The organism is Microbacterium sp. NPDC087868 (assembly GCF_044900755.1).
Classification (GTDB): Bacteria; Actinomycetota; Actinomycetes; order Actinomycetales; family Microbacteriaceae; genus Microbacterium; species Microbacterium galbinum.
The window spans coordinates 345,222-363,519 of record NZ_JBJDNO010000001.1; the positions used below are offsets into that span (position 1 = coordinate 345,222).

The window sequence follows — 18,298 nt, forward strand, 5'->3', positions numbered from 1 at the left end:
CGTCGGTCGTCAGGCTCCGAGCTGAGCGGCGAACTGCGCCGACTCGAGGCGGGCCTTCACCGCACCGAGGAAGCGGGCTGCGTCCGCGCCATCGATGATGCGGTGGTCGTACGAGAGCGCGAGGTACACGTACGAGCGGATCGCGATCGCGTCCGAACCGCCGACCTTGACCAGGCCGGGGCGCTTGACGACCGTTCCGGTTCCGAGGATCGCCGACTGCGGCAGGAAGACGACGGGGGTGTCGAAGAGCGCGCCGCGCGAACCGGTGTTCGTCAGCGTGAACGTGCCGCCGGCGAGCTCGTCGGGCTTCAGCTTGTTGTCGCGCGTGCGGGCGGCGAGATCGGCGATCTCGTGCGCGATCTCCGCGATGTTCTTCGACGCGGCGTCGCGCAGAACCGGGGTCAGCAGGCCACGCTCGGTGTCGACGGCGATCGAGAGGTTCTCGGTCGCCGGGTACACGATCTGGTCGCCGTCGACCGTGGAGTTCACGATCGGGAAGGCGCGCAGCGCCTCAGCGGCGGCCAGAGCGAAGAACGGCAGGAACGAGAGCTTGTCACCGGTCTTCTGCAGGAACGACGCCTTCACGCTGTCGCGGTAATCCGCGAGAGCCGTGACGTCGACCTCCACGACGGTGGTCAGCTGCGCCGTCTGCTGCATCGAGGCGACAGCGCGCTCCGCCAGCACCTTGCGCAGGCGCGACATGGGCTGGGTCGTGCCGCGCAGCGGCGACACCTCCAGAGGAGCGGGTGCGGCGGGAGCCGCGGCGGCCGGAGCGGAGCCGACCGACTCGGCGGCCTTCAGCACGTCTTCCTTGCGGATACGTCCGCCGACGCCGGTGCCGGTCACGGAGGCGAGGTCGACACCCTGCTGCGAAGCCAGGCGGCGCACCAGCGGGGTGACGTACAGGTTGTCGTTCTCGGCGGCCGGAGCCGGGGCCGCAGCCGGTGCCGGAGCGGCAGCCGGTGCCGGAGCGGCAGCAGGTGCCGGAGCGGCAGCAGGTGCGGGGGCAGCGACCGGTGCCGGTGCAGCCGCGGGCGCCGGGGCGGCGGCCTCGGGTGCGGGAGCGGCGGCCTCGGGTGCGGCCGGCGCAGCGGTGGGAGCGGCGCCCGATCCGATGCGGGCGAGCACGGCACCGACAGAGATCGTCTCGTCCTCTGCGGCGAGGATCTCCTGCAGAACACCGGCGACGGGCGACGGGATCTCGGTGTCGACCTTGTCGGTCGAGATCTCGAGAAGGGCCTCATCGACGGCGACCTCGTCGCCGACCTGCTTCAGCCAGCGGGTGACGGTGCCCTCGGTCACGCTCTCGCCGAGTTCGGGCAGGACGATGTCCTTGGCGTCACCGGCCGGAGCAGCGGCGGCGGGAGCGGCCTCTGCGGCCGGAGCGGCCTCCGCGGCGGGAGCGGGCTCTGCGGCGGGAGCGGCGGCCTCGGCCGGAGCGGCCTCGGCAGCGGGAGCTGCGGCTTCGGGGGCGTCGGCCGCCGGTGCGGACGTGCTGCCGTCGCCGATGCGGGCGAGCAGGGCGCCGACCTCGACGGTCTCGTCCTCGGCGACCAGGATCTCCTCGATCACGCCGGTGACCGGCGAGGGGATCTCGGTGTCGACCTTGTCGGTCGAGATCTCGAGCAGGCCCTCGTCCGCCTGCACAGTGTCACCCACCTGCTTGAGCCAGCGGGTGACCGTACCCTCTGTAACGCTCTCTCCGAGCGGGGGGAGGATAACGGATGTGCTCATGACGGAGTCTCCTTCAGAAAGTTGTTCAAACGCTTGTCTAGCTTAGTGACCCTGGGCACCGGTTGGTGTTCAGAGGGCGTGCAGGGGTTTGCCCGCGAGGGCGAGGAAGGCTTCTCCGAGCGCTTCGCTCTGCGTCGGATGCGCGTGGATGAGGGGTGCGATGTCCTCGGGGTGGGCCTCCCACGCGACGGCCAGCTGGCCCTCGGTGATCAGCTCGCCGACGCGATCTCCCAGCAGGTGCACGCCGAGTACGGGCCCGTCCTTTCGGCGCACGACCTTGACCAGGCCACCGGTGCCGATGATCTCGCTCTTGCCGTTGCCGGCGAGGTTGTACTCGTACGAGACGATCCCATCCGCACCGTGCTCGGCGATCGCGGCCTCCTCCGTCACGCCCACCGAGGCGACCTCGGGGCTGGAGTAGGTGACCTTGGGGATCTGGCTGTCGGGGACGTTCACGGGTGACAGGCCCGCGATCCGCTCCGCGACCGCGATTCCCTGCTGGAATCCGCGGTGCGCGAGCTGCAGGCCCGGCACGATGTCGCCGACGGCCCACACGCCCGGAACGCCGGTGCGTAGGTCGTGGTCGACGGTGACGAAACCGCGATCGAGCACCACACCGGCTTCTTCGAAACCGAGATCGGCGGTCACCGGGCCGCGGCCGACCGCGACGAGCAGGTAGTCCGCGGTGAACTCCTTGCCATCCTCAAGGGTCACGGTCACGGAGGCGTCGTCCTGGGTCGCGGTCTGGAAGCGGATGCCGAGCGAGTACTGGATCCCGCGGCGCCGGAACGCACGCTCGAGACCCTTGCTCATCGCGATGTCCTCGTTCGGGACGAGATGGGGCAGAGCTTCGATGATGGTCACGTCGGCGCCGAACGAGCGCCACACGCTCGCGAACTCGACGCCGATGACGCCACCGCCGAGGATGAGAACGCTCTTCGGAACCTCGTCGAGGGCGAGTGCGTGCTCGCTCGTGAGGATGCGCCCGCCGATCTCGAGCCCGGGGAGCGTGCGGCTGTACGAGCCCGTCGCGAGAACGACGTCAGCGCCGACGTAGACATCGTCCCCGACGCTCACGCTGCGATCGGCGTTCAGCCGCCCCGTGCCCGCCACGGTCGTGATGCCCCGGGCCTTGACGAGGCCTTCGAGGCCCTTGAACTTCTTCGCGACGATGCCTTCACGGTAGGCGCGGACGCCCGCGGTGTCGATTCCGTCGAACGACGCCGTCACACCGACTGCGGCCGCGTCGCGCACGTGCTCCGCGACCTCGGCGGCGTGCAGCAGCGCCTTGGTCGGGATGCATCCGCGGTGCAGGCAGGTGCCGCCGACCTTGTCCTTCTCGATCAGGGCGACGGACTTGCCGAGCTCGCTCGCGCGCAGCGCGGCCGCATAGCCGCCGCTGCCGCCGCCCAGGACCACGATGTCGAAGGTGTGCGTCGTCATGTCAGGCCTCCTGTGCCGATGCGGCCGCGAAGGCGACGATCGACCGGACCATCGCCCCGGTCGGGCCCTTCTCGGTGAATCCGAACGGCGCGCTGCCGTTCTCGCCGGAACCGGCGATGTCGAGGTGCACCCAGGGGATGCGCGGAGCGTCCGCATCGTCGGAGACGCGTCCGACGAATCGACGGAGGAACAGCCCCGCGAACGAGGCGCCCGCGGCGCGGTCGCTCATGTTCGCATTGATGAGATCGGCGATGGGCGAGTCGAGGGAATCCTCCATGTAGTCCGGCAGCGGCATCCGCCAGGCCGGCTCGTCGACGGACGCGGCCGCCGCGAGGAATCGCGTCACGGCGTCGTCGTCGCCCATGACGCCGGTGTGGCGGTGCCCGAGAGCCATGACGATCGCACCGGTGAGGGTGGCGACGTCGATGATCACGTCGGGGTTCTCCCGGCTCGCGGCGACGAGCCCGTCGGCCATGACCAGGCGTCCCTCGGCGTCCGTGTTGAGCACCTCGACCGTGGTGCCGTCGAGCATCCGCAGCACGTCACCGGGGCGCGTCGCCCGGCCGGAGGGCATGTTGTCGGCGATGCAGAGCCACGCGGTGACCCGCACGGGGAGCTCCCGCGTCGCGATCGCGCGGAGCGCCGCGAGGCTGGTGGCGGCACCCGCCATGTCGAACTTCATCCCGACCATCGATGCGGCGGGCTTCAGCGAGAGGCCGCCCGTGTCGAAGGTGATGCCCTTGCCGACCAGGGCGATGTGCTGCGTCGCGCCGGCGGGGGAGTAGTCGAGGCGCACGAGGCGCGGCGGGCGGTCGGACCCCTGTCCGACGCCCAGGATGCCGCCGTAGCCCTGCTCCGTCAGAGCCGACTCGTCGAGGATCTCGACGGTGACGTCGAGGTCGGCGACGCTGTCGACCGCGCTCTGGGCGAGATCGGCCGGGCTCTGCCACTCGGCCGGGACGTTCACGAGATCCTTGACCAGCGCCACGGCATCGCCCGTGGCCTGGATCCGGGCGACCGACGCGTCGTCGAGCGCACCGTGCAGGACGACGGCGGAGGCCCGGACGGCGGGCTTCTTGGAGCGGTAGCCGTCGAAGCGGTGGCCGCCCAGAACGGCGCCTTCCGCCGCCGCCTCGGTGTACTCCTCCAGGCCGGGTGCCAGCGCCAGCGAGACCGTTTCGAACCCGGTCAGCGAACGCAGGGCGGCGCCCGCGGCGTTCCGCACGGCTTCGGCCGACGGGGTGGCCCCGATGCCGACCACGGCGAACGGCAGGCTCGTCACCTCGGGGGCGTGCACCCGTACGAAGGCGGACGCCGAACCGGTGAAGCCCACCGCCGCGAGGGCCTCGGCGAGTCCGGGATACGACTCGAGCGACGTCGCCGCATCGGCGAGATCGGGCACGACGAGCACTGCGGCATCGGCAGCGCTTCCGGGGAACTGATCGGGGGTGTGCGAGAGCACGGGAAGCGTCATGTCCTCCATCCTAGGCAAGCTGCAGGCGGCGCGGGCGCGGACGGGCGGGGGTGTGTTCGCTCTCAGCAAGACCCCGCCAGCCCCTGCGCGCCGCCGTGCTCGTAGCATGGAGGAATGCCCTTCTCCGGTGAGATCCACGAACGAGTCGCGAACGCTCCGGCGGTGCCGCCCGGACTTCCGCTGGTCATGCTGCTGACCGGCTTCACCGATGCGGGCAACGCCGTCTCCGGACTCATCGAGCACCTCCGCGAGACCGCCGACCCGCAGCCCGTCGTGGTGTTCGACAACGACGTGCTGCTCGACTACCGCGCCCGCCGTCCGGTGATCTCGTTCGATCAGGATCACCTGACGCAGTTCCGCCCCGCCAAGCTCGAGCTCTCCCTCGCGACCGACGCCCTCGGGCAGCCGTTCCTGCTGCTCGCCGGGTACGAGCCCGACTTCGCGTGGAACGCCTTCGCCCGCACGGTGCTCGACCTCGCCACAGAGTTCGAGGTCTCCGGACTGAACTGGGTGCACTCGATCGCGATGCCGGTGCCGCACACGCGCCCGATCGGCACCACCGTCAGCGGCAACCGTCGCGACCTCAGCGTCGTGCACTCGGTGTGGCGCCCGCGCACCCAGGTGCCGGCGACGGCCGGCCACCTCCTGGAGTTCCGTTTCGCGGAGCGCGGCGATCGCGCCGTCGGGTTCGTGCTGCTCGTGCCGCACTACCTCGCCGAGACCGAGAACCCGAACGCCGTGATCGCGGCGGCCGAGAAGCTCATGGCCTCGACCGGGCTCGTGCTCATGCTCGACGAGATCCAGGAACGCCGCGAGGACTACCTCGCCAAGATCGACGAGCAGGTGATCGGCAACGAGGAACTGCAGCAGATGGTGCACAACCTCGAGCGTCGCTACGACGCCTACATGGCCGGCCGCAACCCCGAGGACGGCAGCTACGACGAGGGCGGCTTCAACGAGCGCGACCTCCCCAGCGCCGACGAGCTCGCCGCCGAACTCGAGCGCTACCTCGCCTCTCGGCCGTCGGGAGACGACGACAAGTCGGGGCGCGGGTGACGTTCGACGCGACGATCTCGGCGCGAATGCACCCGCATCCTTCTGCGTGTGCGATACTGGGTGTCTGACCCGTTGTCAATCGTTCCTTCCGGGGAGCGGACTTGACAAGGGTCTTACTAGTGTCCGAAATGTCCCGGAGGGGCTCTGCCGCTCCGTGAAAGGCGAAACGTGACTCCTGCCACGACCAACAAATCCCGGACGAAGAAGACTGCCGACGACGCCGACCTCGACGTGAAGGCCGAGGTCGAAGAGAAGGCTGCTCCGAAGACCGCCGCCAAGCGCGCGGCCGCGAAGCGCGCTCCGGTCAAGAAGAAGAAGGCGGACGACGTCGTCGAAGAAGACGAGGCCCCCACCGCCGCGAACGACGATGCCTCGGGCGACGACGAGGACGACGACGACAGCAAGCCGAAGTTCACCGAGCCGCTGCCGACCGGCGCGATCGTCATCTCGTCGAACGACGACGAGGACGTCCCGGTCTACTCGACGCAGATCACCGGTGCGACGGCCGACCCTGTCAAGGACTACCTCAAGCAGATCGGAAAGGTCGCGCTGCTGAACGCGGCCGAAGAGGTCGAGCTCGCGATGCGCATCGAGGCGGGTCTCTTCGCCGAAGAGAAGCTGTCGGCGATGACCGCTGCCGAGAAGACGAGCCAGCTCGGACTCGACCTGCAGTGGGTCGCCCGCGACGGTCAGCGCGCGAAGAGCCACTTGCTCGGCGCCAACCTCCGTCTCGTCGTCTCGCTCGCCAAGCGCTACACCGGCCGCGGCATGCAGTTCCTGGATCTCATCCAAGAGGGCAACCTGGGTCTCATCCGCGCGGTCGAGAAGTTCGACTACACCAAGGGCTTCAAGTTCTCGACGTACGCCACCTGGTGGATCCGTCAGGCGATCACCCGTGCCATGGCCGACCAGGCCCGCACCATCCGCATCCCGGTGCACATGGTCGAGGTCATCAACAAGCTCGCCCGCGTCCAGCGCCAGATGCTGCAGGATCTCGGACGCGAACCCACCCCCGAAGAGCTCAGCCGCGAACTCGACATGACGCCCGAGAAGGTCGTCGAGGTGCAGAAGTACGGGCGCGAGCCCATCTCGCTGCACACCCCGCTGGGTGAAGACGGCGACAGCGAGTTCGGTGACCTCATCGAGGACACCGAGGCCGTGGTCCCCGCCGACGCGGTGGGCTTCACGATGCTGCAGCGCCAGCTGGAGCAGCTGCTCGACTCGCTGTCCGAGCGTGAGGCGGGTGTCATCCGCATGCGCTTCGGCCTCGGCGACGGTCAGCCCAAGACGCTCGACCAGATCGGCGACACCTTCGGCGTGACGCGTGAGCGCATCCGTCAGATCGAGTCCAAGACGATGGCGAAGCTGCGCCACCCGAGCCGCTCGCAGTCGCTGCGGGACTACCTCGAGTGATGCAGGCGAACGAGGGCAAGGCGCTCGAGACCAGCGTCGACGGGAAGACGTTCGCGCGCATTCCGCTGCGCACGCGCGTCGTGATGCCGAACGACGACATCGACCAGGTCATCACGGAGTACGCGGCGTCCGCCGTGCAGCCGGGTGATCTGCTCTTCGTCACCGAGAAGATCGTGGCGATCACGCAGGGGCGCTCGTACCGTCTCGACGAGATCCAGCCGCGCAAGCTCGCACTCTTCCTGTCGAAGTACGTCACCCGCACCCCCTATGGGATCGGACTCGGCATGCCGGAGACGATGGAGATGGCACTGCGCGAATGCGGAACTCCGCGCATCCTCTTCGCCGCCGCGGTGTCCGCAGTGACGAAGGCGTTCGGCCGACGCGGTGACTTCTACCGCATCGCCGGCGACAAGGCGCGCGCGATCGACGGCCCCACCAAGCACACGATCCCGCCCTACAACCAGGCGGTCGTGCTCGGGCCGAAGAACCCGCGAGAGGTCGCTGCGCGCCTCAAGACGCTGCTGGGCGGCACGGCGGAGGTCGCCGTCGTCGACATCAACGACATCGGCGGGAACATCCTCGGATCGACCCTCGACAAGGACGGCGAACGTCGGCTCGTCAAGATCCTCGGCGACAACCCGCTCGGCCAGGGCGTGGAGTCCACGCCGTTGGGCATCGTCCGCGAGATCTGACCGGTCGCGAGAACGACACGGGAAAGTGCCCCGGATGCTTCGCGGCATCCGGGGCCCTTTCGTCTGCGTCTCAGAAGCCGATGACCTCGCGGTAGCGCGGCTTGTGTCCGGTGCGGATGCCGGTGACGCTCGGCTTGTTCTCGTACACGCCGGCACCCCAGTTGCCCTCGACGAGCACGGGGCCGTCGGGGGAGACGACGATGTCCCAGCCCACGTACTGCACCTGCGGGACGACGCGCGCGACCTGATCGATGAAGGCGCGCACCTCGTCCATGTAGGGGAGCTGGAAGTCGGCGATCCGGAAGCCCGAGTCGGGGTGCGTCTCGTGCACATGGCCGTGCGAGTCGTAGCCGGCGCCCACGGCGTGGCCGTTCTCGTCGAGCATCGTGTAGAAGCCGCCGAAGGTCATCTGATCGCTGACCGCCCCGCGGCCGAACTTCTGCGCCATCGCGAGGATGTGCGCCTTCTCGCCGTCGAAGAACGCCGTGATCCGCGTGGTGTTGACGGTGCCGGGGCAGACCGCGGCGAGGGCGTCGTGCTGGCGGATGACCTCTTCGATGAGGAGTTCGCCCCTGTTGAGGAGTCCGCGGTGGAACTCGTCCCAGTCCTCGATGTCGGCCGCGTGGTAGCGGTGCACACCGGTTCCGGCCTGGCCGACCGGCTCCTTGGTGACGATCGTGCCGAGACGCTGCGTGAGTTCGCGCACGGCGTCGGCGTTACCCTCCTCGACCACCAGCCACTCCCGGTGCAGGTGGGCGGAGAAGTGCTTGTCGAACTCGACCTTGTCCTGGAAGATCCATCGGAAGTCCGGGTGGTCGTAGCGCTGCGAGAGCTGGTTGGAGACGGGGTGGGTCATGTACGTCTCGCGCTCCGCGCGGGTCAGCATCGCGAAGTCGTAGTCGATGTAGTCCTGGAACCCGACGTTGTGCCGTGCTGCCGACCAGAGCATGTCGACGACGATCGCGGGCACGGCCTTGTGGTGCTGCTCCGACGCCTCTTTCGCGCGTTCGACGACCGATCCGACGTCGATGCGTCGTGCGCGCCCGATCAGGTAGCGGATGCGGGGCGCGAGGGAAAGACGTGACATGTGACTCCGAAGGTGAGAGGGGGTTCTCCCCAGTCTACGGTGGGCACCGATCGTCTCCTGGGAGACACCGATAGGCTGGAAACCGTGCGTGAGACGACTTCGAGTGCCCGGCCGCGGGCGATGATCTCCCGCTCCGCTCTGGCCTCCGGCGCTGCCGCCGCGCTCCACGCGGGCGGGCACGTCGCCGACCTGCGACGCGATGCCTGGGGGCACGGCGTGCTGGCGGTCGCGCACGCGGTGACGGCGGTCGGCGCCGAGCGCGTGCTCGTCGATTCGCCGGGCGTGCTCGAGGCGCTCGCTCTCGAGGGAATCGCGGCGACGCTCGACGGCGAGGCCGATATCGACTCGACACTGCTCTACGGCCTTCCCGATCGCGACGGCGTGATGCCGGTGCGCGCGGTGATGCGCCTGCACGGTCTCGTGCTCTCGACCAAGCGCCTGCGGGCAGGCGATGCGGTGTCGTACGGCTACACGTTCCGGGCCGAGAGCGACACCACGGTGGCGCTGATCACGGGCGGCTACGCCCAGGGGATCATGCGGGCGCTCGGCAACCGCGCGTCCGTCGAGATCGACGGACGCGAACGACCGATCGTCGGGCGTGTCGCGATGGATGTCTGCGTGGTCGACCTCGGCGGGGCGGATGCCGCGGTCGGAACCGAGGCGACCTACTTCGGCGGCACGGGTCCCGCTGCCCCCGGACTGGCGCGATGGGCGGAGGTCACCGGGCTCACGATGCCCGAGCTGATCACCGTCGCCGGCATCCACGCGGATCGGGGGTGGGAGGCGTGACGCGTCCCGAACTGCGGCTCGACGGAAACGTTCTGCGCGCCAACATCGCGGCGGTGCAGCGGCGCATCGCGCCGTCCGAGCTCATGATCGTCGTGAAGGACGACGCGTACGGCCATGGGCTGCCCTGGGCGGTCGAGACGGCGATCGAGTCCGGCGTGACCTGGATCGGCAGCTTCGACGTGCGCAGCGCCATCGATGTGCGGCGGGTCGCTGGCGGCGGCGCGCGTATCTTCGCCTGGGTCACGTCCACCGACGCGGAGATCGACGAGGCGCTGCTGCACGATGTCGATCTGGGCATCGGCACGGCGGACTACCTCGACCGGGTGATCGCCCGGGCGACGGCGATCGAGGTGCGTGCGCGCGTGCACCTCAAGATCGACAGCGGGCTGCATCGCAACGGCATCCTGCCGGAGGACTGGGCGGATGCCGTCGCCACCGCGCGGGCGGCCGAGGCGGCAGGCGTGCTGGAACTCGTCGGCATCTGGAGCCACATCGCCGAAGCGAGCGATGCCGAGGACGACGAGGCTCAGGCGGTCTTCCTGGAGGCAGTGCGGCAGGTGGGCGACACCGGTGCCGCTCCGACCTTCCTCCATCTGACGGCGTCTGCGGCCTCGTGGTGGCGGCCCGAACTGCGCGGCACGCTGTCGCGCATCGGCGCGTTCTGCTACGGGGTCCGCTCGGCCGACGGCCCCGAGCTCGACGGCATCCGTCCGGTCGCGACGCTGACCGCCTCGGTGGTCGACGTCGTCGACGGCGATGCGGTCGTCGCGATCGGGAGCTTCGACGGCATCCCCTCGACGCTCGCGGGGGTCGCCGTCGGCACACCCCAGGGAGCGCGGGAGCTGCGCCGCATCGATCACACCCGGAGCGTCGTCGCCGGGTGGCCGGGCGCTGTGGTGGGCGACGTCGTGCGCGTCTTCGGAGCGGGCGAGTGGGGGGAGTCGTCCGCGACGACTCTCGCCGAGCGGATCGACACCGTGGGCGAGGAGATCCTCACCCGGCTGACCTCGCGCGTGCGCCGCGTCGTCGTCTGACGCCGAGACGCGGAACCGCGGGAGGGTATGCAGAAGGCCCTCGACGCGTCACCGCGGGAGGGCCTTCGTGGAGTCGGGGTCAGACGGCCTCGACGAGACGCGCGGTCTCATCGTGCCAGCTCGTTGCGATGGCGCGGAGCTTCTCTTCGTACTTGCGTCCGTGGTGGGCGCAGAACAGGAGCTCGGAGCCGTTGACCTCGGCTGCGATGTAGGCCTGCGCGCCGCACGAGTCGCAGCGGTCTGCTGCGGTCAGGCGGAACTCGACCACGGAGGTCTCACGTTCGGTCGTTGCGTTCATCTCGGTGCCTCCTCGATTCGGGTTCGCTGGGGAGCGTGCTCAATACAACCACGGAGTGGGTGGGAGCATGCCCGGATCACGGCGTGTTTCGCTCACCGCGTACGCGCGCGGCACGCGGTGGGCCGGTCCGGGGAGTGTCGGCGGGCCGTGCGGGGTATTCGAACATAGAATCGGAGATTGTGACCGCCGAGTATTCCGCCCATCATCTCCAGGTGCTCGAAGGCCTCGAGGCTGTCCGCAAGCGTCCCGGTATGTACATCGGCTCGAACGGATCGCCCGGGCTCATGCACTGCCTCTGGGAGATCATCGACAACGCCGTCGACGAAGCCGTCGCCGGCAACGGCGCGAAGATCGATGTCATCCTGCACCCGGACGGCAGCGTCGAGGTGCACGACAACGGCCGCGGCATCCCGGTCGATGTCGAGCCGCGCACCGGTCTGACCGGTGTCGAAGTCGTCTTCACCAAGCTGCACGCCGGTGGCAAGTTCGGCGGAGGGTCGTACGCGGCCTCCGGCGGTCTGCACGGTGTCGGAGCCTCCGTCGTGAACGCGCTCTCCGAACGTCTCGACGTCGAAGTCGATCGCGGCGGCAAGACCTACGCGATGTCGTTCCACCGCGGCGAACCGGGTCTCTTCGACGACCGCGACGGCAAGCGGCCGGATGCGGCCTTCACCCCGTTCGAGCAGAAGAGCGAGCTGCGGGTCGTCGGCAAGGCTCCGCGAGGCGTCACGGGCACGCGTATCCGCTATTGGGCCGACCGTCAGATCTTCACCAAGGACGCCGCCTTCCAGCTCGGTGACCTCGAGACGCGCGCTCGGCAGACCGCGTTCCTCGTGCCGGGGCTCGAGATCGTGGTGCGCGACGAGCGCGCGGAGGAGAACGTCGAGACGAGCTACCACTACGAGGGCGGCATCTCGGAGTTCGTCGACTACCTCGCCAGTGACCCGCCCGTGACCGACACCTGGCGCGTGCAGGGCGAGGGGACGTTCAAGGAGACGGTTCCCGTGCTGCAAGCCGACGGCCACATGGTGGCGACCGAGGTCGAGCGCGTGTGCAAGGTCGACATCGCGATGCGGTGGGGGACGGGTTACGAGACCACGACCCGGTCGTTCGTCAACATCATCGCGACGCCCAAGGGCGGTACGCACCAGCAGGGCTTCGATCAGGAGCTGCTGAAGGTGCTGCGCGCACAGGTGGAGCAGAACGCCCGTCGGCTCAAGGTCGGCAACGACAAACTCGAGAAGGACGACGTGCTCGCCGGGCTCACCGCCGTGCTCACGGTCAACGTGCCCGAACCGCAGTTCGAGGGGCAGACCAAGGAGGTGCTCGGCACGCCCGCCGTGCGCCAGATCGTGGCCCAGGTGATCCGCAAGGATCTCGCGGCGCGTTTCAGCTCGACGAAGCGCGACGACAAGAGTCAGGCGACGCAGCTGCTCGACAAGATCGTCGCCGAGATGAAGGCCCGCGTCTCGGCGCGCGCCCACAAGGAGACGCAGCGTCGTAAGAACGCTCTCGAGTCGTCGACGCTGCCGACCAAGCTCGTCGATTGCCGTACGAACGAGGTCGAGCGCAGTGAGCTCTTCATCGTCGAGGGCGACTCGGCCCTGGGGACGGCGAAGAACGCGCGCAACAGCGAGTTCCAGGCGCTGCTCCCCATCCGCGGCAAGATCCTCAACGTGCAGAAGGCGTCGATCGGCGACATGCTGTCGAACGCGGAGTGCGCATCGATCATCCAGGTGATCGGTGCCGGCTCGGGGCGCAGCTTCGACATCGACGCCGCGAGGTACGGCAAGGTGATCCTGATGAGCGATGCCGACGTCGACGGCGCCCACATCCGCACCCTGCTGCTCACCCTCTTCTTCCGCTACATGCGGCCGCTCATCGAGCACGGGCGTGTGTTCGCCGCAGTGCCGCCGCTGCACCGTGTCGTGGTCATGAACCCGGGCTCCAAGCCGAACGAGACGATCTACACGTACAGCGAGCAGGAGATGCACGCGTTGCTGGCCAAGCTCCGCAAGGCCGGCAAGCGCTGGCAGGAGCCGATCCAGCGGTACAAGGGTCTGGGTGAGATGGATGCCGAGCAGTTGGCGAACACCACGATGGACCGCTCGGGGCGTCTGCTCCGACGCGTGCGCATGGAGGATGCCGAAGCCGCCGGTCGTGTCTTCGAACTGTTGATGGGCAACGAGGTCGCTCCGCGTCGCGAGTTCATCATCGACTCCTCCGACCGTCTGTCGCGCGAGGCGATCGACGCCTAGGTCGCGTTTCCGCGAGCAACGCTCATCGAGAGGGGCCGACCTCGTCCGTTCGATCTGCGTCCGCGCGGAACACGACGCGAGCGATCAATGCGGCACCACCGAGGAGGCAGAGCAACGCGAGGCCCCAGGCAACGAAGCCGAGCCACGGATTCGGATCGATCCACGCCTGAGCCTCGTCCGTTCCCTTGGCGAGCATCCAGGCGAGAAAGACTCCGATGAGAACGCTGCCCGCAAGAATGAGTCCGATCTTCTTTCCCACCCTCCGAGGCTCCCCGAGAGGCCTTGCCGCGATACGATGAGCGCGGTGGAGATCAGACCAGCGTGCGTCCGATACTGCCGATGACACCATCCGTCGGCTGACCCGAGGCGTCGCGTCGAGCTCCGGACTCGGGCAGCTTCCGCACGGCGCCGGTGGGGTCGACGGCCTGCGCGGGGCTGGCCCCGACCCAGGCCACCGTCAGCCGGTCCTCACCCTTCAGGAAGGCGTGCGCGCGCACGCCGCCCGTGGCGCGACCCTTCGCCGGGTACTCCTCGAACGACGACACCTTCGCGCGCCCCGCATCGGTGCCGGGAAGGATGCTGTCGGAGCCCGAGACCGTCGCCACGACGGCATCCGATCCCGCGCCGACGACGCCGAAGAAGAGCACGGATGCGCCCGCCCCGAGCTTCACGCCGGCCATGCCGCCTGCGGGGGCGCCCTGCGGGCGCACGGCCGAGGCCGAGAAGCGCAGCAGTTGGGCGTCGGTGGTGACGAACACCGCCTCGGAGTCGTCGGGTGCGTCCGCGGCACCCACGACGGAGTCCCCGGCCTTCATCCCGATGACCTCGACGTCCGGACGCACCGGAATCGAGGTCGGGACGATGCGCTTCACCGTTCCCTGCGCCGTCCCCAGCGCGATCGGGGTCTCACTGTCGAAGCGAACGAATCCGAGGATGCGTTCCCCGCGGGTCGTGATCCCGAGGTAGTCGCGCAGCGGCGTGCCTGCGGCGAGCTGCACCGAGCTGGACGGCACCGAGGGCAGGTCGACGGGGGAGAAGCGCACCACGCGCCCGGCACTCGTCAGCGCGCCGATCTCCGCCCGCACCGTCGTCTCGACCGTCGCGAGGATCGCATCGTGCTTGCTGCGGCGCGCGGGAACCGTGAGCTCCTGCCCGTCGACGAGGTCGACCCGCACCGCGCGCCCGGTCGTCGACAGCACGAGGACGGTCGGCGCATCCGCGATCTGCAGGTCGACGGCGCCCTTCGTCGCGCGGGGCTTCGGCGGTGCGGCGTTCATGAGCAGCGTGCGGCGGGGGGTGCCGTAGGCGTCCGCGGCGGCGTCGAGTTCGGTGGCGACCGCCTGACGCAGCAGCGCGTCGCTGCCGAGGAGCTCGCGGAGCGCCGCGATGTCGGCGAGGAGCGCGTCGCGCTCGGCTTCGAGTTCGATGCGCGAGAACTTGGTGAGTCGACGCAGCCGAAGCTCGAGGATGTACTCGGCCTGGAGCTCGCTGAGATCGAACACGTCGCGCAGCTTGGTGCGGGCCTGCTCGGAGTCGTCGGACGATCGGATGACCTGGATGACCTCGTCGATGTCGAGGATCGCGATCAGGAGGCCCTCGACGAGGTGCAGGCGCTCCTCGCGCCGGGCCAGACGGTAACGGCTGCGGCGGGTGATGACCTCGAGCCGGTGGGCCACGTAGACGCTGAGCATCTCCTTGAGGCCGAGCGTGCGGGGCTGGCCGCCCACGAGGGCGACGTTGTTGATGTTGAACGAGTCCTCGAGCGGGGTGAGGCGATAGAGCTGCTCGAGCACGGCGTTCGGATCGAACCCGGTCTTGATGCCGATCGCGACGCGCAGGCCGTGATTGCGGTCGGTGAGGTCGGTGACGTCGCTGATGCCCTGGAGCTTCTTGGCCTGGACGGCATCGCGGATCTTCTCGATCAGCCGCTCGGGGCCGACCATGTAGGGCAGCTCCGAGACGATGATGCCGGTGCGACGCGGGCCCAGGGGCTCGATCGAGACCTTCCCGCGCACCTTGAGCGCGCCGCGACCGGTCGTGTAGGCGTCCTTCACACCGTCGAGGCCCATGAGGACCCCGCCGGAGGGGAAGTCCGGTCCCGGCACGTACTCCATGAGCTCTTCGGTCGTCGCGTCCGGGTTCTCGAGCAGGTGCGTCGCGGCGGCCACGACCTCGATCAGGTTGTGCGGCGCCATGTTGGTCGCCATACCCACGGCGATACCGCTCGCGCCGTTGACCAGGAGGTTGGGGAACGCGGCGGGCAGCACGGCCGGCTGCTGGAACTGCCCGTCGTAGTTGGGGACGAAGTCGACGACGTCTTCATCGAGGTTCTCGGTGAGGGCGAGGGCGGAAGCGGCGAGGCGCGCCTCCGTGTAGCGGGCGGCCGCGGGCCCGTCGTCCAGGGAGCCGAAGTTGCCGTGCCCGTCGACGAGCGGCACGCGGAGGGCGAAGTCCTGGGCGAGACGCACCAGCGCGTCGTAGATCGCCGAGTCACCGTGCGGGTGCAGCTTTCCCATCACCTCGCCGACGACACGGGCGCTCTTGACGTGTCCGCGGTCGGGGCGCAGCCCCATCTCGGCCATCTGGTACAGGATTCGGCGCTGCACCGGCTTGAGGCCGTCGCGGGCGTCGGGGAGGGCGCGCGAGTAGATCACGGAGTACGCGTACTCGAGGAAGGACCCCTGCATCTCGCTGGAGAGATCGATGTCCTGGATGCGCTCCTCGACGGGCTCGGGCGGCGGCGTTTTCGGCATGGGGTTCCTGAGGGCGTGCGGGAGCCTGTGTCAGACTGGCTCGGGTGTCCCTCATGCTACCGTCCGAGTCCGCGTCAGCCCGGAGCATCGTCGGGGTGGCGGACGACGTGTTCTCCGCGTTGAGCGGCGATGCCGGGCGTCTTCCCCGAGCCGCGTCGGTCGTGCTCGTCGTGATCGACGGCCTCGGTGCCATCGGACTGCGCGCGCACGCCGGTCATGCGCGCAACCTGACGGCGCAGATGACCAAGCGCGACGTCGCGACATCGGTGTTCCCCTCGACGACCGCCTCCGCATTGACGAGCATCCTCACCGGTGTCTGGCCGGGCGAGCACGGTCTGATGGGCTACCGCGTCGTCGACCCGGATCGCGACCTTCTCGTCAATCAGCTCACGGGATGGGAGAGTGAGGGGCTCGACCCCGCGACTTGGCAGATGGCTCCGACGATCTTCGAGCGTGCGGCAGCGACCGGGCACGGGGCGTTCGCGGTCGGACTCGCCGCCTATGCGCAGAGCGGATTCACCCGAGCGACGATGCGCGGCGCCGCCTTCGCTGCGGAGGCGCGTGCGGCCGATCGCGTGCGTCTCGCCTACGCCCTCGCCGAACAGAACCCCGGTTCCCTGGTCTACTGCTACTTGCCCGAGGTCGACAAGGCGGGGCACAAGCACGGGATGGCCTCCGCGGAGTGGCTGGCCGCGCTCGAGGACGTCGATGCCGCACTCTCCGCGCGCGTGCCGTCCGGCGTGGGAGTGCTGGTCACGTCGGATCACGGCATGATCGATGTTCCCGAACGGCGGCAGATCGTTCTCGACGAGGCTCATCTGACGGGTGTACGGCACGTCGGGGGAGAGCCGCGCATGATCCACGCCTATCTCGACCCCGCAGCCGACCCCGACGAGGTCATCGCCCGGTGGCGCTCCGACCTCGCGGGCCTCGCCGACGTCGCCTCACGGGATGAGGCGATCGCCGCGGGCCTGTTCGGACCGCGGGTCGCGGATGCCGCGGCGGCGCGCATCGGCGACCTGCTCGCCGTCCCACGGGGGAACGGGGCGATCTACGACGGCACTGCCGCCGATCAACGCGGTCGCGGCATGGTGGGACAGCACGGCGGACTCACTCCCGAGGAGCGTCAGGTTCCGCTGATCGGGCTCGGTGCGTTCGCGCACTGAACCCACGAGCGTCACTCGTCGGTGCGCGCTCCGAAGACGATCTCGTCCCAGGAGGGCATCGCGTTCCGGCGCCGCTTCCGCGTGGAGGATTCGTTCGAATCGGAGGGGTCGCGCGGGGACGGGGGAGCATCCGTGCGGGGCTCGTCGGACTGCTCCGGCTCGAAGGCGTCCTCGAAGAGCGCGATCAGGTTGCGATCCGGCTCGTCGTCGGTGGTTGCGGCCGGCGGGCTCTGCTCGGCAGTCGGCGCGTCGTCGATGGCCGGCGAAGCCTCGCGCTGTCCGCGGCGACGACGGAGCGCCTCCAGCAGATCGGCCGTCTCGGGATTCGTGCTCTGCGTCTCGGGCGCGCGATTGATCGCCGCGGCCTGCGCCGCCGCGTTCGATCGTTCGGGAGCGGACGGCTCCTCGACGGAGACCTCGGGGGCCGGCACGAGACGCGGGCCGAACGCTCCGGAGTCGAACCGGCTGTCGTCCTTGTAGGGCGAGGAGGTGCGGTCGGACTCCACGGCGCGCAGACGCGGGATGAGCCCGTCGGGGAGGGACCCCTGGCGGGAGAGCTGGGTGGCGTCGGCGTTCAGGGGCGACAGGGCGCTGCGGCGGGGATCGAAGCTCCACCGCGCGTCGTGATCGACCTCGTTCGCCGTGAACTCCAGCTTGATGATCCAGCCGGACTCCTCTTTCCAGCTCGCCCAACGCTCGGCGGTCGCCGCGACGTCGGAGAGCTTGGCGCGGATGGCCGTGCCGAACGTGGGCTGCGCGTCGGGTTCGACTTCGCTGCCGATCAGCACGGGGACGGCGAGCGCCTGTCCGATGACGTGCTCGCGCTCGGCGAGCACCGGCGCCTCGAAGCGCACGACGTCGTCGACGCTGATTCCGAGCAGCGCGGACACCTCGGATGCCGTGAGACCGGCGCGGATCTGCGCCTGGATGTCGCGCGGGCTGGCGGCGAGCTTCTGGGCGGCCGGTTCGGCCTGCCGGGTCGCCCTGCGCAGCTCCCGCTGCAGCACGTCGTCGATGGCCAGCGCGAACCGCTCGCCAGACTCGGTCGCGAGCACGAGGACTCCTGCCTCGGTGCCGACGATGGTGACGTTTTCCATGCGA

The 18,298-nt window shown here is 69.4% G+C and carries 15 protein-coding genes; 7 read left to right on the forward strand and 8 right to left on the reverse strand.

Going from position 1 to position 18,298, the window contains the following annotated elements:
* Window positions 1–9: 9 nt before the first annotated feature.
* From sucB to ACI2JZ_RS01770, 3 genes are all read right to left on the reverse strand, one after another.
* A complete protein-coding gene (sucB, locus tag ACI2JZ_RS01760) occupies window positions 10–1,734 on the reverse strand; it encodes a 2-oxoglutarate dehydrogenase, E2 component, dihydrolipoamide succinyltransferase (RefSeq protein ID WP_404596329.1) in 1,725 nt (574 codons plus the stop codon).
* A gap of 69 nt (window positions 1,735–1,803) precedes the next feature.
* A complete protein-coding gene (lpdA, locus tag ACI2JZ_RS01765) occupies window positions 1,804–3,177 on the reverse strand; it encodes a dihydrolipoyl dehydrogenase (protein ID WP_404596330.1) in 1,374 nt (457 codons plus the stop codon).
* Between the two features lies 1 nt (window position 3,178).
* Window positions 3,179–4,651, reverse strand: coding sequence for a leucyl aminopeptidase (locus ACI2JZ_RS01770; protein WP_404596331.1), 1,473 nt, complete (start codon window positions 4,649–4,651; stop codon window positions 3,179–3,181).
* A gap of 114 nt (window positions 4,652–4,765) precedes the next feature.
* Here ACI2JZ_RS01770 and ACI2JZ_RS01775 point away from each other — a divergent pair, with 114 nt between their 5' ends.
* The 3 genes from ACI2JZ_RS01775 to ACI2JZ_RS01785 all read left to right on the forward strand — a co-directional run bounded on the left by ACI2JZ_RS01775 (window position 4,766) and on the right by ACI2JZ_RS01785 (window position 7,812).
* Window positions 4,766–5,707 (forward strand): proteasome assembly chaperone family protein, encoded by a 942-nt coding sequence (locus tag ACI2JZ_RS01775; RefSeq protein WP_247622359.1) that lies wholly within the window; start codon window positions 4,766–4,768, stop codon window positions 5,705–5,707.
* A gap of 168 nt (window positions 5,708–5,875) precedes the next feature.
* Window positions 5,876–7,120, forward strand: coding sequence for an RNA polymerase sigma factor (locus tag ACI2JZ_RS01780; protein ID WP_404596332.1), 1,245 nt, complete (start codon window positions 5,876–5,878; stop codon window positions 7,118–7,120).
* Complete coding sequence (locus tag ACI2JZ_RS01785) at window positions 7,120–7,812, forward strand: coenzyme F420-0:L-glutamate ligase (protein WP_404596333.1); 693 nt, start codon at window positions 7,120–7,122, stop codon at window positions 7,810–7,812. The genes ACI2JZ_RS01780 and ACI2JZ_RS01785 overlap by 1 nt, the downstream gene beginning before the upstream one ends.
* A 70-nt stretch (window positions 7,813–7,882) precedes the next feature.
* Here ACI2JZ_RS01785 and ACI2JZ_RS01790 read toward each other — a convergent pair whose 3' ends face one another.
* Complete coding sequence (locus ACI2JZ_RS01790; RefSeq protein ID WP_247622362.1) at window positions 7,883–8,899, reverse strand: sugar-transfer associated ATP-grasp domain-containing protein; 1,017 nt, start codon at window positions 8,897–8,899, stop codon at window positions 7,883–7,885.
* Window positions 8,900–8,983: 84 nt separating this feature from the next.
* On the opposite strand from ACI2JZ_RS01790, the gene ACI2JZ_RS01795 reads away from it, so the two are divergent.
* The gene (locus ACI2JZ_RS01795; protein WP_247622363.1) at window positions 8,984–9,688 is read left to right on the forward strand and encodes an alanine racemase C-terminal domain-containing protein; all 705 of its coding nucleotides are present in this window, start codon (window positions 8,984–8,986) and stop codon (window positions 9,686–9,688) included.
* On the forward strand, window positions 9,685–10,722 hold the full coding sequence (locus tag ACI2JZ_RS01800) for an alanine racemase (RefSeq protein WP_404596334.1): 1,038 nt from the start codon (window positions 9,685–9,687) through the stop codon (window positions 10,720–10,722). The genes ACI2JZ_RS01795 and ACI2JZ_RS01800 overlap by 4 nt, the downstream gene beginning before the upstream one ends.
* A 79-nt stretch (window positions 10,723–10,801) precedes the next feature.
* Here ACI2JZ_RS01800 and ACI2JZ_RS01805 read toward each other — a convergent pair whose 3' ends face one another.
* Window positions 10,802–11,020: a hypothetical protein gene (locus tag ACI2JZ_RS01805; protein WP_247622365.1), complete on the reverse strand. Its 219-nt coding sequence runs from the start codon at window positions 11,018–11,020 to the stop codon at window positions 10,802–10,804.
* A 179-nt stretch (window positions 11,021–11,199) separates the two neighbouring features.
* On the opposite strand from ACI2JZ_RS01805, the gene ACI2JZ_RS01810 reads away from it, so the two are divergent.
* A complete protein-coding gene (locus tag ACI2JZ_RS01810) occupies window positions 11,200–13,278 on the forward strand; it encodes a type IIA DNA topoisomerase subunit B (RefSeq protein WP_372491549.1) in 2,079 nt (692 codons plus the stop codon).
* A 22-nt stretch (window positions 13,279–13,300) separates the two neighbouring features.
* Here the strand turns inward: ACI2JZ_RS01810 and ACI2JZ_RS01815 are convergent, their stop codons facing one another.
* Complete coding sequence (locus ACI2JZ_RS01815; RefSeq protein WP_404596335.1) at window positions 13,301–13,537, reverse strand: hypothetical protein; 237 nt, start codon at window positions 13,535–13,537, stop codon at window positions 13,301–13,303.
* A gap of 52 nt (window positions 13,538–13,589) precedes the next feature.
* Complete coding sequence (locus ACI2JZ_RS01820) at window positions 13,590–16,031, reverse strand: DNA topoisomerase (ATP-hydrolyzing) subunit A (protein WP_404596336.1); 2,442 nt, start codon at window positions 16,029–16,031, stop codon at window positions 13,590–13,592.
* A 95-nt stretch (window positions 16,032–16,126) separates the two neighbouring features.
* Between ACI2JZ_RS01820 and ACI2JZ_RS01825 the strand changes: the two genes are divergently transcribed.
* On the forward strand, window positions 16,127–17,197 hold the full coding sequence (locus ACI2JZ_RS01825) for an alkaline phosphatase family protein (RefSeq protein WP_404596337.1): 1,071 nt from the start codon (window positions 16,127–16,129) through the stop codon (window positions 17,195–17,197).
* 11 nt (window positions 17,198–17,208) lie between these two features.
* Here the strand turns inward: ACI2JZ_RS01825 and sepH are convergent, their stop codons facing one another.
* Window positions 17,209–18,294, reverse strand: coding sequence for a septation protein SepH (gene sepH, locus ACI2JZ_RS01830; RefSeq protein ID WP_404596338.1), 1,086 nt, complete (start codon window positions 18,292–18,294; stop codon window positions 17,209–17,211).
* Between the last annotated feature and the right edge of the window lie 4 nt (window positions 18,295–18,298).

Excerpts from the sequence above, each read along its gene's own strand:
- lpdA (WP_404596330.1), bottom strand. The coding sequence starts at position 3,177 with ATGACGACGCACACCTTCGACATCGTGGTCCTGGGCGGCGGCAGCGGC.
- ACI2JZ_RS01770 (WP_404596331.1), bottom strand. The coding sequence starts at position 4,651 with ATGACGCTTCCCGTGCTCTCGCACACCCCCGATCAGTTCCCCGGAAGC.
- sucB (WP_404596329.1), bottom strand. The coding sequence starts at position 1,734 with ATGAGCACATCCGTTATCCTCCCCCCGCTCGGAGAGAGCGTTACAGAG.
- ACI2JZ_RS01820 (WP_404596336.1), bottom strand. The coding sequence starts at position 16,031 with ATGCCGAAAACGCCGCCGCCCGAGCCCGTCGAGGAGCGCATCCAGGAC.
- ACI2JZ_RS01805 (WP_247622365.1), bottom strand. The coding sequence starts at position 11,020 with ATGAACGCAACGACCGAACGTGAGACCTCCGTGGTCGAGTTCCGCCTG.
- sepH (WP_404596338.1), bottom strand. The coding sequence starts at position 18,294 with ATGGAAAACGTCACCATCGTCGGCACCGAGGCAGGAGTCCTCGTGCTC.
- ACI2JZ_RS01775 (WP_247622359.1), top strand. The coding sequence starts at position 4,766 with ATGCCCTTCTCCGGTGAGATCCACGAACGAGTCGCGAACGCTCCGGCG.
- ACI2JZ_RS01785 (WP_404596333.1), top strand. The coding sequence starts at position 7,120 with ATGCAGGCGAACGAGGGCAAGGCGCTCGAGACCAGCGTCGACGGGAAG.
- ACI2JZ_RS01790 (WP_247622362.1), bottom strand. The coding sequence starts at position 8,899 with ATGTCACGTCTTTCCCTCGCGCCCCGCATCCGCTACCTGATCGGGCGC.